Origin of the sequence: Rhabdobacter roseus (genome assembly GCF_014202275.1) — a bacterium.
GTDB lineage: Bacteria > Bacteroidota > Bacteroidia > Cytophagales > Spirosomataceae > Rhabdobacter > Rhabdobacter roseus.
Genome location: NZ_JACHGF010000020.1, coordinates 16,520 through 30,485 on the forward strand (window position 1 = coordinate 16,520; position 13,966 = coordinate 30,485).

The 13,966-nt window shown below is 55.3% G+C and carries 7 protein-coding genes; 1 reads left to right on the plus strand and 6 read right to left on the minus strand.

Features of this window, described 5'->3' with window-relative positions:
* Positions 1 to 88 precede the first annotated feature (88 nt).
* Positions 89 to 1,603 carry a SusD/RagB family nutrient-binding outer membrane lipoprotein gene (locus HNQ92_RS27885; RefSeq protein WP_184179924.1) on the minus strand — a complete coding sequence of 505 codons (1,515 nt, stop codon included), beginning with the start codon at positions 1,601 to 1,603 and terminating at the stop codon, positions 89 to 91.
* Positions 1,604 to 1,671: 68 nt separating this feature from the next.
* A complete protein-coding gene (locus HNQ92_RS27890; protein WP_184179927.1) occupies positions 1,672 to 4,737 on the minus strand; it encodes a SusC/RagA family TonB-linked outer membrane protein in 3,066 nt (1,021 codons plus the stop codon).
* Positions 4,738 to 4,836: 99 nt separating this feature from the next.
* Between HNQ92_RS27890 and HNQ92_RS27895 the strand changes: the two genes are divergently transcribed.
* The gene (locus HNQ92_RS27895) at positions 4,837 to 5,871 is read left to right on the plus strand and encodes a helix-turn-helix transcriptional regulator (RefSeq protein ID WP_184179930.1); all 1,035 of its coding nucleotides are present in this window, start codon (positions 4,837 to 4,839) and stop codon (positions 5,869 to 5,871) included.
* 218 nt (positions 5,872 to 6,089) lie between these two features.
* Here the strand turns inward: HNQ92_RS27895 and HNQ92_RS27900 are convergent, their stop codons facing one another.
* From HNQ92_RS27900 to prmA, 4 genes are all read right to left on the minus strand, one after another.
* Positions 6,090 to 7,457 carry a dipeptidase gene (locus HNQ92_RS27900; protein ID WP_184179933.1) on the minus strand — a complete coding sequence of 456 codons (1,368 nt, stop codon included), beginning with the start codon at positions 7,455 to 7,457 and terminating at the stop codon, positions 6,090 to 6,092.
* A 160-nt stretch (positions 7,458 to 7,617) separates the two neighbouring features.
* Positions 7,618 to 8,268: a glycerol-3-phosphate 1-O-acyltransferase PlsY gene (gene plsY / locus HNQ92_RS27905; protein WP_184179937.1), complete on the minus strand. Its 651-nt coding sequence runs from the start codon at positions 8,266 to 8,268 to the stop codon at positions 7,618 to 7,620.
* Between the two features lie 150 nt (positions 8,269 to 8,418).
* Positions 8,419 to 13,101: a hypothetical protein gene (locus HNQ92_RS27910; protein ID WP_184179940.1), complete on the minus strand. Its 4,683-nt coding sequence runs from the start codon at positions 13,099 to 13,101 to the stop codon at positions 8,419 to 8,421.
* 29 nt (positions 13,102 to 13,130) lie between these two features.
* Positions 13,131 to 13,964: a 50S ribosomal protein L11 methyltransferase gene (prmA, locus tag HNQ92_RS27915; protein WP_184179943.1), complete on the minus strand. Its 834-nt coding sequence runs from the start codon at positions 13,962 to 13,964 to the stop codon at positions 13,131 to 13,133.
* Between the last annotated feature and the right edge of the window lie 2 nt (positions 13,965 to 13,966).

Here is a 13,966-nt window from a genome sequence, read left to right on the forward strand (position 1 = left end):
AGGGTAAGGGTTATTGGTTACAAAACAGAAACTAGGCCTTGCTGCCAAGGCCTAGTTTTGGAAATACGCGTGGACCAAGAGCGGACTATTACCGATCCCACCAAACGGCGTCTTTGAGCGTGTCGTCACCGCCCATTTTTCGGGCTTGTTCGCCGTTGGTCATCAGCTCCGACTCGGGGTACATGAAGCGCAGCGGGCGAGCCGTGGGTGTGGGCGCACTGGGCGAAACGGGGATGTCCGGAAAGCCCGTACGGCGGAACTCACTCCAGGCTTCCAGGCTGTTGAGGCTATTGAGGGCCAGCCATTTTTGCTCGAGGATCCGCTCGATTTTGTTCGGTGCCTGCTCGAAGTTGACCAGCGCCTGGGCGTTGTAGGCCGCAAACTCCGCCGCGGGTACTTCCATGTACTTAAACGACTCCTGAATACCCTGCTCGTAAAAAGTCTGAGCCGAGCCGGGCAGCCAGCCGCGCTGGGCGGCTTCGGCCTGCAGGAAGAGGCTCTCAAACGAACCCAAAAGTACCGAAGCCTGCTGGGCACTTTTGAAAAGGGCGGCGGGGCGGCTACTGTTTTCGTTGGGGCCTTTGAAGAGGGAAGTCGCGGCCCGTGCGTAGGCGGGGGCGGTACCCTGGTTACCAAAAATCACCCCTTTGTATTCCCCGTTGACGGCTACGTAAAGGTTGGCCAGGCGGGGGTCGTTGCGCTCCTGGTACTTGCCGAGCAGGAAGTTCGTGGGGCGGATGTCCTCGCGGGCGTTGGTACTGACACCCTGCACGTTGCGGTAATAAGTCTCCCACAAGGGGTTGAGCTTCCCGGCGGTGTTGAGGTAGCCCGGCTGGGCCAGGGCGCTCTGTCCCACGCCCAGGTACCCGCTTCCTTCCTGCTGAATCTTCTGAATTTCGGACGTAATGTAGGAAGCCTGCCCGGCCACCTGGCTCTGACGCACCAGGGCGCGTAGTTTCACGGTATTGCCAAATTTAGCCCACAAGGTTTTGTCGCCTTTAAAGAGGATGTCGTCCGTGCTGGCTTCCGTACCGGGAAGGGTACTTTTCATATCCACGATCCCTTCCGTGATGAGGTTGATGGCTTTTTCGTACACCGTTTTGCCGTCCTCGTAGCGGGGCGAAAGTACCTTGGTACCTTGCAGGGCGTCGTCGAAAGGTACCCCGTTGTAGACGTCTACCAGGCGCAGGAAATGCCAGCCCTGCATGATTTTGGCCGCTCCCAGGTAGAAGAGCGCCCCTTTTTCCTGGGCTTCTTCCCGAATGAGCTGGTAGTAGAGCAGCGTGTTGTAGTTATTTTCCCAAATATGAATCCCGTCGCGCTGGTGCCGAATCTCCGGCCCATTGTAGGTTTTCAGGTCGATGTACAGGCCCACGCCCTCGTTGGTAGTACCCCAGTAGCCACCCCAGAAAGCGCCGACCTGGTTGTGCAGGCCCACTTCCAGGTTCACGGTAGCCACCAGCGCCGAGGGAAATTTAGCGCTCAACGGAAGCGTGGTAGCGCCCGGTGCGTTGGGGTTTTCGTTAACGTCCAGGAACTGATCGCAGGCGGAAAAGGAAAGTACCCCCGTGATGGCAATGATAAATTTTAGAACGCTTTTCATAAGGTTTATCTTCGGAAAGCCCGTTGTCATTTGCCGAGGCGGGCTTTTGGTTTTTTTTTTGTAACTACTTAAAATGCCACATTCATGGTAAAACCGTAGGTACGGTAGGGAGGTACCTGCCGGAAGCTCACGTAGCCGTCGGTGTTGTTGTAAAGGTACTCGGGGTCGCCGTGGTCGTTGTCCTTGTGGCGAATGATAAAGAGATTCGTAGCTACGAAGCCAATGGTGGCTTCACTAATGACTTTTTGTCGACCCAGCAACGCCTTCGGTAGCGAGTAGCTCAGGTTGAGCTCCCGCAGCTTGAAGAAATCGGCCTTGGCCATGGTGTTGCTTTGAACCTGGCCCTGGCGGTTCCAGAAGGCCCGGTCGGCGCTGGAGGTTTTGAGGGTCGTATTTTCGGTATACACTCCTTCGGAGGTTTCAATGACGGAGTTGGGCCATACAAAGGGCTGGCGACCGTTGTATGCCGTGGCCGGATGGGTACCTGAAGAGTACATGGCGGGCACGATTTCGGAGTAGAGCCAGCCGCCCATGCGCCAGTCGAACTGCATCCCGAGGCTAAATCCTTTGTAGTTGAGCTGGGTACTTATTCCCATCAAATAAGGCGGTATCAAGGTACCTACCGTGTCGGGGTTGGCGGCAATGCGCGGGTCGCCGGTCCGGGCATCGACTACCACGCGGCCCTGCGGATCGCGCACGTAGTCCGATACCAGCAGCGTGGGGTACTGCCGACCCAGGATGGCGTACGACTGCCGGAAGTTCTGGCGGGACGTAGCGCCGTCGTAGAGTTCTTTTACCTGGGTGTTAATGTGGGTAAAGGTAGCGCCCACGTTCCATTTGAGGGCGGAGGTACGTACCACGTCGCCGTTGAGGCCCAGTTCTACCACGCTGTTGGTCATGCGGCCGGCGTTGATGTAGGCCGTATTGTAGCCCGTAGCGCGCGAAACGTTGGCGTTGAAAATCTGCCCCTTGGAGTCGGAGAAAACGTAGGTACCTTCAAAGTTCAGGCGGTTGTTGAACAGGCCCAGTTGCAAGCCCGTCTCAAACGACGTCACAAACTCGGGCTTGATGTTGGGGTTGGGGTTGGTGAGGCTAGGGTAGAAGCCCACCAGGCCACCGAAGGGAAAGCCGTTGCTCTGCGCGTAAGGGTTGTTGAGCTGGTAGGGCGTGAGCGTTACGTTGCCCGTTTTGTTCCAGGAAGCGTACAGTTTGGCAAACGAAACCTGGCTGCTTTTCTGGAGGAAATCCAGCGCCTCGCTGGCGATGAAGGAGGCGCTTACGCCGGGGTAGAAGTAGGAGCGGTTTTCGGGACTCAGTACCGACACCCAGTCGTTGCGGCCCGTCAGCGTCAGGAACAGGTAGTTGTCATAGCCCGCCGTAAATTCGCCGTAAGCCGCCGCCGTGCGGTACTGCGTGAGCGCCACGCTGCCGTTGAGCTCGCCCACGCGACTGCCTGGATTGAATACATCGGGATACAGCAGGTTGCTGGCCCCAATGCTGGTGGTTTTCCGGCTATCCAGGCGCAGGTTCTGGCCCACAAGCAGGCGGGTACTTACTTTGCCAAAATCTTTGTTGAAGGTCAGGATCAGGTCGCTGTTTACCCGGCGGTAGTTGTTGGTACCATCGCTCACGGTCCCGACGGTGTTGCGGGTACCGGGTGCTTCAAATTTGCCCGTCGTGCTGCGCGTCTCTTCCGAGAGGCTGTACAAGCCTACGCGGTACAACGCCTTAAACCAGGGCGTAAATTGATAATCGAAGTCAATTTTTCCGTTCAGCACCTGCTGCTGCGTTTGGTCGCGGATGTTGTCTATCAGAAAGTACGGATTCCGGATCCAGCTTCCCTGCGGCGTAAAGTAGTTGAGCGGGTTGCCCGGCGAAAGCGGGTCGCGCCAGTCTTTCATCATGCCGAAGTCGAAGTTGGCCGGGTACCGATAGGCACCGATCCAGGGACCATCGGGCGTCGTGTTCTTTTTGAAATGAATGTAGTTGACGTTGTAAGTCGTGTTCAGTTTGCCAAATTGCCGCGCGCCGTTGAAGCGCAAGTTGATCCGGTCACTTTCGTCTTGGGGAATTATTCCCTTGATTTTGACGTACTGCGCCGACAGAAAGTAGGTACTTCGCTCGTCGCCACCCGAGAAGGACACGTCGTTTTGCTGGTTGACGCCCGTTTGAAATAAATCCAGGCGGGCATCCGTATCGCGGGCGGCGTAGCGCAGCTGAGGCTGGGTACCGTCGGGCAGCGGAAGACCGAAGTTTCGCATCGACCCATCGAAGCGGTCGCCCCAGGACTCAAACTGTACCGGATCGTACACACCATTGACTCCCTGCCCAAATTCGGACTGGTACTTGGGCAGCAGGTACACTTGCGAGAACGTGGTGGTGTTGCTGATCTTCACCACGCCCCGGCCTTGCTTGCCCGACTTGGTGGTGATCATCAGGGCCCCGTTGACGCCTTCCGAGCCGTAGAGGGCGGCGGCGTTGGCCCCTTTCAGTACCGTAATGCTCTCGATGTCGTTGGGATTGAGCCGGGCAATGTCCGGTACGGGCATGCCGTCTACCACGTAGATGGGCTCGTTGGCCCCGCGGCCGTCAATCCCGGCCGAGCGGCTCAGGGAGCGGTTGCCGCGCAGGGTGATCTGAACGGCCGGATCTACCTTACTGTCGTACATGTTGATGCGCAGGCCGGATACTTTGCTGCTCAAACCAAAAATAGGATTGATGGTTTTGGCCTGGTTCAGCGATTCGTCGCTCACAATCTGCGCGCTCGCACCAAGCTCCCGCGCCGAGCGCTTAATGCCCAGTGCTCCCGTCACGATCAGTTCCGAAAGCTGATTGAAATTTTCCTTAAGATTAACCGTGAGGGGTTGGCTAAGGCTTTCAATGACGATCTCCTGCGCCGTGTAGCCAATGAACGATACCACGAGGGTTTGTCCGGCGTTGGCCGGAAGCCTAAACCGTCCTTCCTGATCGGAGGTGGTACCTACGTTGGTACCTTTGATGGTGACAGCCGCTCCCGGAAGTACCTCTCCCGTTTGTTCGTCAACCACTTTACCTCGTAGGCCGCGCTCCTGAGCTTGAATTGTACTTAAGCCGCCGAGGTAGATCAAGAAGGCAATTAGTAATTTTTTATGCATGATTCGGTTGCTATGTTAATAGAAAAAGAAGCTTTTTATTTATAAATTGTCTAAATAAACTTAATTTCGTGCAAAGATATTCGCAGAAACGTTTTAGAAATGACGTATCAAGGAGAATCACTAACGCGAAAAGGAGAAATTGAACGAATCAAGAAAGCGGGTGAGCCGTTGGTGCAATCCTACTGTGCGTCGCGCCTGGAGAAGGGAATAGACATCTTGGTGGAAAACACGAATACCATCCAGGAGGCTGACGCCGAGGGAAGTACCTACGATTTAATTACGAAAGGCATCCATCTGTCATATACGAATCAGCGCCTCTTGCAATCCAAAAGTACCCTGATCGAGTACTGCGAACCCGTGGTTCAGCTGCATTTTTCGGTTCGCTGTAGCAGCGAATACCGGGCCCTGGGCCAGAGCCGTCCCTTCGCTACTTTTGCGCCCTGCCAGCATAATCTATTGATCCTGCCCCCCTTTACGTTGGATTTGGCCTGGGAGCCCCACCAGCACCTCGAGCTTTTTAGTATCAATATAGCGCCGTCTCTATTCTTTAACTACCTCCCTCCCAGCCACCCCTTTTACCACGCTTTCCGCCAGCATCTAGAGGATAAAGTACCCCGAAGCCTTCGTGAAAACGGCCTGCCCATTACGCCCCGGATCAGCACCATTCTGTACGAGCTGCTGCATTGCGAACTGGGAGGGTGCTACAAACGCCTCTTCGTGGAGGCCAAGATCGTGGAGCTGCTGGCCTTGCAGCTCGGGCAGTACGAGCAGCTAAGTACCTTACCGTCCTGGGGCGATTTAAAAAAGGAAGACGTGGAGAAAATGCATCTGGTACGAGAAACCATGCTGGCCAACCTGGACAAAACCTTCTCGTTGAAGGATCTGGCGCATCAGGCAGGTACTAACGAGTATAATCTAAAAAGCCATTTCAAACGCGTATTTGGCAATACCGTGTTTGGGTACCTGCATGAGCACCGGATGGAGCAATCTAAAAAGTTGCTCAGTGAAGGCGAAGAGAAAGTGTCGGAAGTGGCCCGCCTGATGGGCTACAAGCACGCCACGCATTTTACGGTGGCCTTTAAGAAGCACTTCGGTTTTTTACCCCATAAAATCAGGGCGGGTCTCGGCGACTGACCCATCGGCTACTCCCAGCCAACGATAGAGCTAAGAAAAGCCATAGGCGCGGTGTAGTAGGTAGGCTGGCGTTGTTTCGTGAGTACAGAGTATTGAAATGAGAGGTTCTTGTACTTCCTGGTCCAACAAATATCGGAAAGGTACCTGGGTACTTGTGGTTATAAAAAAAGCAGGAGTTGATGGAGACTCCTGCTTTTTTTGGTAAGTAGTTAGAGTACTTATTCCGCCTTTTTCAACGCCGCGTAGTGCTTGTAGAAGAGCGGGATGGTTTCGATGCCTTTGTAGTAGTTAAAAAGCCCGTAGCTTTCGTTGGGCGAGTGCAGCGCGTCGATGTCGAGCCCGAAGCCCATCAAGACGCTCTTAACGCCCAGCTCCTGCTCAAACAGCGCCACGATGGGGATACTTCCGCCGCCGCGGGTCGGGATAGGTTTTTTACCAAAGGCTTCTTCCATGGCGCGCGAAGCCGCTTCGTACTCCACGGAGTCGGTGGGATTCACGTAGGGCAGGCCGCCGTGGTGAGGTTTCACTTTTACCTTCACAGAAGCCGGAGCGATGGATTCAAAATGCCGGGTAAAGAGCGCCTCGATTTCCTTGTCAGTTTGGTTTGGTACCAAGCGCATGGAAATTTTGGCGAAAGCTTTGGCCGGAAGTACCGTTTTGGCCCCTTCACCCGTGTAGCCACCCCAGATTCCGTTCACATCCAGCGTAGGCCGGATGGAGGTACGTTCGATGGTCGTGTAGCCCGCTTCGCCCATGACCTCGTCGATGCCCAGGTCTTTTTGGTAAGCGTCCAGATCAAAGGGCGCCTCGTTCATTGCTTTACGCGCTTCGTCCGAAAGTACCTCCACGTTGTCGTAGAAGCCCGGGATGGTAATGTGCCCGTTTTCGTCCTTGAGCGAAGCGATCATGTCGCAAAGTACGTTGATGGGATTAGCCACGGCCCCGCCGTACACGCCCGAATGCAGGTCGCGGTTGGCGCCCACTACCTCTACTTCCAGGTAGGTAAGGCCCCGCAGGCCTACCTCAATCGAAGGTACATCGTTGGCAATGATGCTCGTATCCGAAATCAGGATGGTATCGCAGGCGAGCATGTCGCGGTGCTGCTTCACAAACTCGCCCAGGTGATCGGAGCCTACTTCTTCCTCGCCCTCAATCATGATCTTAACGTTGCAGTGGAGGCTATGCGTTGCCAGCATGAATTCCAACGCCTTGATGTGCATGTAAAACTGCCCTTTGTCATCGCAGGCTCCCCGGGCGTAGATCCGGTCGTTCTTGATCACGGGCTCGAAGGGCGGAGAGTCCCAGAGCTCGTACGGATCGGCGGGCTGTACATCGTAGTGGCCGTATACCAGCACCGTCGGGGCAGCAGGGTCCACCATTTTTTCGCCATACACAATGGGGTGGCCGGGCGTTTCGTAGATTTTAACCGAGTCGGCCCCGGCGTCCTGGATGCGGTCACGGACGTACTCGGCGGCCCGGCGGACGTCGGCCTTAAATTTCGAGTCGGCACTGACCGACGGAATGCGCAGGAGCTCCAGCAGTTCGTTCAGAAAGCGGTCGCGGTGTTGGTCCAGGTAGTTGGTCATAGATAAAGCGGTTTGTCAGATGAAAGCGAGGGGTACCTTTTTCGGAAAAGTACCTGCCTGTAAAGTACCTTGTCGCAAGGGGTACTTCACGGCCCGAAGTTAAAAAGAAAAGCCCGAAGGCCATACGGCCTTCGGGACTCACAGATAATATAGATAAGGTTTACTGGTCTCTTTTTGAATTGCGGAAAATATTGACCCGGCTTTCGTTGCCTTTTAGCAGCCGGACGATGTTTTTCTGATGGGTAAAAACAACAAGCAAAAACATGGCAAAGCCGAAGGCCACCAGCAAGGGATCGGGCTGGCCAAAAACGCCCAGCAGCGAAAGTACCGGAAAGGCCAGCGTAGCCAGAATCGAGCTCAGCGAAACGTACTGCGAGGCAATCAGCGTCAGGATAAAAATGGTAATACACACCAGCGCTAGCTCCGAATGAACCGCCAGGACCATCCCCAGCAAGGTAGCTACGCCTTTGCCTCCTTTGAAGCGCACAAAAACCGGGAAAATATGACCCACGATGGCGATGATCCCAAAGATAATCTTGTAAGTAAGTACCTCGGAGTCGCCAATGGCATTGAAGTAGTAAAGCAGCGGTGCCAGGCAGGTAGCCGTCCAGCCTTTGAGCACATCAATCAACATCACGATGGTACCCGCTCTTTTGCCAAGTACCCTGAAGGTATTGGTAGCGCCGGCATTGCCGCTGCCGAGTCGACGTACATCGACCCCAAAATAGCCGATCCCATACCATACGGAGGTAGGAATAGAACCTAACAAGTAGGCAAACAAAATGGTAATACTAAATAAGGCAACGCTCATTGTTGGATATTATCAATAAAAATTTGACTTGTTTGGGGCACTTTTACTCAAAAATACAACTCTTCCCGGACTTTGCAAGTGTGGGTACCCGCTACCCCTAACATTGACTCGCCAAAATTAATTCATAACAATAATTTAACTATTTGATAATCAAAAGCCTTCCTGGGTTTCAGCGGCCTTTTTGGTCGTTTTCTTCTTGGTGTCTTTTTTCTCCGCCGCTTTGACGAGCTTCGCTTTTTTAAGCGCTGGTTGGTAAAAATCGTAGAAGCGATCCGTAAACATGGCCTTTTCTTCAAAGCCCAGGGAAATCAGTTCCATGTCTTTGGTTTTAGCGTTTTTGGATTTGGCCAAAAGCTGATCGTTAAAATCAACCAGTGAAGACACCACCCCCAGCTGCTTTTGGGAGTAATCAAAATAGTACCACACGTCGGGCGAGACTTCCAGGTACAAGCTGAACTCATCGCCCCGGTCGCTGCGCCGAATCTCCAGCATGCCTTCCATCTGGGCGTTGATGTCATGGCGGCCCAGGTTGGATACGCCGATCGGCCCCGAGGAGAAGTACGCTCCGTGTATCTCCGACCAGCGAAGGTCTACGTTGGAAAGTACTATAGGCGCATCCAGCGTGGCCGATGCTTCGTAAAGAGGCTTGTAGCCCGCCGCGGTCTTGGTCAGGTAGTCGTCGGCTCCTTTTTGGCCAATGAGTACGGCCAGCTTTGTGTTCAGGCGGGTGGGGTCATCTTCGGCCGCGTCGCTGTTCTGTTCGTCCAGGTTGGTTTGGACTATTTTGGCTGCCAGCTCCGGCAATACCGGCGTGAGCGCGGGCAGGTTCATGAGCAGCAGGGTGTTGAAGTCAAAGCGCAGGCTGTCTACCTGTGCATCCACCGTACCGGCAGCCGTGAGCCAGTCGGCGGCCACGAGCTTCAGCGGACCGGCAAAGGTAGCGGTGCCTTTCTGGTCGTTGAAAGTAAAGGCGCGGGCTTCGTTGACGAGCCCATCCGCGCCGGGCGGTGGCAAAATCCGGAAGGCTTTGCTTTCTTCGTCAAAACGCAAGGTACCTTCGGCGGTAAAAATATCCTGGTCGCGACTGTACTCCTTGGGCGACAAAAAGCTCAGGTACATGCCGCCACTCGGGCGGTAGTGCAGGCCGGCAAACAGAGGCTGCTCAACCTCGTTTCTAAGATTTTTATCTACTTTAATGGTCAGGATTTCGCCGGGGGCTTCCTTGTACACAATCCACGAACTGGTCAAATCGGGCCGCGGCTTGAGCATAGGCCGGATGTACCCGTCCAGCTGCAGCGAAGGCTCGTAGGCAATCAGGCGCACGCCGCCCTTAAACTGCATCCGGGGCGAAAGAACCAGCTTGTCGTCCTCCCGGACTTCCGCCCGGGCGGTAGTGTAGTAGGTAGTACCCGCCGGTTGGGTACTTGGGGCCGACTTGGCGCGACGGCTGGCGGTCACTTCGGGTGCGCCCAGCTCGCGCAGTTCGAAGTTCTCCATCTTGATGTTGAAGGTATCCTTGCGCGCCGTGATGTACTGGTAGGTAGCCGAGCCCTCAAAACGGTTGCGGGAGGTGATCCGGATGTCGGCATTGCGCAGCCGGTGCGAACTGTTGAGGGTATCGATCTCGATCCGGGCATTTTTGAAGGCGTTCATTTCGCCGTTTTTCTTCACGCTCACTACACCCTTGTCGGGGATAATCTTCACGTCGGCGGTGCGGATGTAAGGTACCCCGCTGATGCTCAGCATCATTTTCTCTACTTCGTACACGGCCGCCGAGCCGTTAAAAGTAAGCCCTTCCTGCTCCGGGGCGGTGGAGGTGAAGGTAGACGTTTTGACGTCGCCCTTCATGGCAATGCTTTTCTTATTGATGTCCCAGCGCGCTTTACTGATGGAAGTACGGTAGGCCGCGTAGGGAAACTCCAGGCTGGACGAGTCGGCTCCGAAGCCCGTGGCGTTGGTAGCCAGCTCTACCTGGCCTTTGGCCACGTTGAAGTCGACGTCCACGTTGCGGCCCAGCAGAATGGAGCGGAACGACTGCTGCTGCCCGTCCGTAATGGTAAACTGGGATTGGTTGGCCACAAAGCCTTCTTTGTTAAACTTGATGTCCTGCGAGCGGAGCTCCGAGTCGGACCGCTTGAGGTGTCCGTAGCCGTATAGCCCCGACGAACGCAGCAGCAGCCCGCCTTCCAGCTTGGAGCTGCCGTTGTAAAAGTTGAAGGAGTTGCCCTTGGAAAGGATCAACATGCTGTCGGTTTTGGGAATCCAGCGCAGCGAGTAGTTTTTCAACTCTACCTTCGGAAAGTACCCCTTGCCGATCGTCGCTTCTTTGATGCTGGCTTCGGCTCCCGAGGCCACCAGCGAGTCGGAGGTAAAGAGCATTTTTTCGGTAGGTAGCGTGGCCGACAAGTGCGAAAGTACCCCCGAGGCCCGTAGCCCTTTGTTGTCCATTACCAGCGGGTCCGTAAATTTCACCGTCGCCTGGCCGTTGTATACTTTCACGTCCCCGCTGGGCTTGTACTCAAAGCCCAGCGAATTATCTTCCATGCTTTTGAGGGTGGTCTTGATGGGCGGCAGCATACCGTCGGAGTTAAAAGTACCCACAAAGGCCACGTCGCGGCGGTCGAGGCTGTCGTAGTCGAGCTTGGGTATTTTGAAGAAAACGCTTTGGTCGTAAAGGATCGGGCTGCGGATGGGCTGGTCAAAGAATACCGTCATGCCTTCCGGTACCACTAGCCGGGGCGATTTCGTACCCTTCTGTTTTCCGGATTTATTCTTCGGGTCGTTTAGGTAAAAAGTACCCCCTTTTTCGTACTTGACGTGACCACCTACCTCACCCGAGAGGCCTTTGGCGTACTTTTCCTGGGGCGTGAAGGTGATTGAATCGACCTGGTTGAGGTTGACAAAGAACTGATCGTAATTAAATTTTAAGTCACGACCCGCAAAGCGGAAGTTGGCCGACTTCATCTGGCCGTTGAGCGTAAAATCCCGGTTGCGCCCAATCACCACCTGCTTGTCGGAGGGGGTTGCAATAATTTTGAGTGAATCACTAACCACAAAGCGCTCCACGCCCCGCACCGTCAGGAGGGTATCTTTCAGGTTGATGGTAGCGTTGGCCACGTCGCTATTGGCCTGGAAATGCGAGGAGATCTGGAAGTTGTCGTAGTCGCTTTTGTCAAAATTGGCCAGTACGTACAGAATACCCTTGCGCGTGACGCGGTACTCATCCGTGAGTTGGTTGTACTCAAAGTACCCCTGTAGGCTAAGCTGCTCGAGAGCCCGGCGCAGGATGGTGGGGTTTTGCCGTAGTTTCGTGGCCAGCTCGTCCGGCGTAAAGGTTTGTTTCTTTTCCGACTGCACGTAGGTTGTGGCCATGAGCAACGGCTGAAAACCAAACTCCTCGGCCATCGCCTGAAACCGTTGCGGCCTGAAATAGTCGTACGATTCCAACCGCACGGGTACTTCCTTTTTTCCGGAAATCATGTAAAACTCCACCTGGTCTTTGCCCAAAGACCAGCGCATGCCTTCGGCCCAGATGTTCATCTTGTGGTAGCTGTCCTGGTAGGCAATTCCGCCATAAGCCGTGCCATCGGCCCGCTCGAGGCGCAGCAGGCCGGCGTCGTCGCTGTACCGGAATACCACCCCCACGTGGTAGATGGAGTCGCGGCCCAGCGGCATCGAAAAGGTAGCCAGCGGGGCCGAAACCACCGAGTCGTTGAGGGCAAAGCGGAGGCTGGTGGCCCGGAAGGCGGGGCGGTCTTTGTACGATACCACCAGCGTGGAGGGCTCGTTGCTCAGCGAAGTACTGTACATGGAAGTACCCAGCAGCGTGAGGCCGCCGCGGTAGGCCATGCTCTTGCGCGCATTGCGCAGCACGGCGTCGTTCTTCTGAGAAATAAAGCGCGGGTAGGTGGTAGGTTTGCCCGCCGCCCGGCGGGCGCTTCTAAACTCAAAGGTACCTTTAACGGGCTGGGCCAGCTTTTCGTCGTAGTGCAGGGTTACGTTCTCGGCCAGGAGCTTGGGACTGGCCATATTGAAGGTATACTCGTCGAGGGCGGCGTACAGGGCTGGGTTGCCCGCCGCCTCCCAGGTAAATTTCCCGCCTTTGCCCACAAAGGTACCTTCCCGAAGGGACACACTACCCGTGCTGGGCCCGAAGGCCACGGAGTCATGCGCCGTCACAATCGCAAAGGTGGCCTCCTGCAAGTCCAGCAGCGCGCCCGATAGGGTAGGCATAGGTTGAGACTTAGTCAGGACCGAGAAGTTGGTGTCGGCAGGGGTGTCCCAGCCGTCGCTGACCGTGGTGAGGGAGCCCGCGTCGGGTCGGGAGTCGTCGAAGCGGAAACGATATTGGCCTTCGGTGAGGTAGAGTTTATTGGTATTAGAAGCGTAGAGCTGCTTTTTTTCCAGGATCAGCTGGGTCGTTTCCAGCAGCCGCAGCAGCGTTTTGCCGTCGTACTTGTCACTGGCTTTGTCCAGCATGATCATCAGGCCGTTGATGTCGCCCTGCTGGGTAGTGACCGTGTGCAGGTTGTGCATCAAAAGCGCAAATACAGGCCCGGCCTTTTGGCCTTTGGCGGCCAGGCGGCGTACCTGGCCCACAAACTGTAGCTGCTGGGTGGTGTTGAGCTGGCTCATCCAGATGCTTTCCAGCTCCTCCGCCGCCTTGAGGTAGGCAGGGTTCTTGCTGCTTTCCATCAGCTTCTTTATATCCACCATAAACTGCCCCGGCTCTTCGGAAAGCCGTACGGCCTGGGCAGAAGCGGACCCACCTTCCAGTACCAGGATGGCGAGTAAAAGGCTGCGTAATAGAGAGGTAAATACGGTTCTGTTCACAAGATCAATCAACTAGGATAACGTTACATTCATCGCTTTTCAAAAACTACCGTGGCCCACTGGTGGCGGGTACTGCTCCGTTTCTGGAGCAGCCCGTTCTGCTCGGCGCACTGCACTATAGCGGACTGATCCGCCTCATAAAAGCCACTCACCACCAGCCAGCCTCCGGCTCGCAGGTGCTGCACGTAGAGAGGGATGTCGCGGAGCAAAATGTTGCGGTTGATGTTGGCGAGTATTCCGCCAAACTGCCGGTGGGCCGGTACTTCTTCAATAGTACCCTCAAAAACCTCCGCCTGCTCGTGCAGCTCGTTCAGCGCAAAATTCTCCCGTGTATTCTCTACGGCCCACTCGTCGATGTCAAACGCCAGCAGGCTTTGCGCCCCCAATTTCCGCGCCAAAATGGCCAAAATCCCCGTTCCGCAGCCTACGTCCATCACGTCGATCCCGCTATGGGGCAGCGTGAGCTGCTCGTTCATCACGAGCCAGGTGGTTTCGTGGTGGCCCGTGCCAAAAGACATCTTGGGCGTTATGAGCAAGTCGTGCCGAAAACGGGCGTCAGGCTCGTGAAAGGAGGCCCGCACCCGGATCTGGTCGCCTACTTCGATGGGCTCGTAGCTCTGCTCCCATTCTTCGTTCCAATTTCTCTTCTCTAACGTTTGCCAGGAACAAGCTATTGCGGTGAAGATCTGGTATTTGGCCAGGATCGCCTGGAGGGTACTTTCGTCAAAATCGGCCTCGGGTACGTAGGCCAGCAGGCCGTCCTCGTTTTCTACAAACGATTCGTACCCAATTTCGGCCAGTTCGGCGGTGAGGATATCGACGTAGTCGGGGGTAGTTTCAAGTGATACTTCAACGTAATTCATAG

Coding starts and splice junctions, on each gene's coding strand:
- HNQ92_RS27885 (WP_184179924.1), bottom strand. CDS start 1,603: ATGAAAAGCGTTCTAAAATTTATCATTGCCATCACGGGGGTACTTTCC.
- HNQ92_RS27890 (WP_184179927.1), bottom strand. CDS start 4,737: ATGCATAAAAAATTACTAATTGCCTTCTTGATCTACCTCGGCGGCTTA.
- HNQ92_RS27895 (WP_184179930.1), top strand. CDS start 4,837: ATGACGTATCAAGGAGAATCACTAACGCGAAAAGGAGAAATTGAACGA.
- HNQ92_RS27900 (WP_184179933.1), bottom strand. CDS start 7,457: ATGACCAACTACCTGGACCAACACCGCGACCGCTTTCTGAACGAACTG.
- plsY (WP_184179937.1), bottom strand. CDS start 8,268: ATGAGCGTTGCCTTATTTAGTATTACCATTTTGTTTGCCTACTTGTTA.
- prmA (WP_184179943.1), bottom strand. CDS start 13,964: ATGAATTACGTTGAAGTATCACTTGAAACTACCCCCGACTACGTCGAT.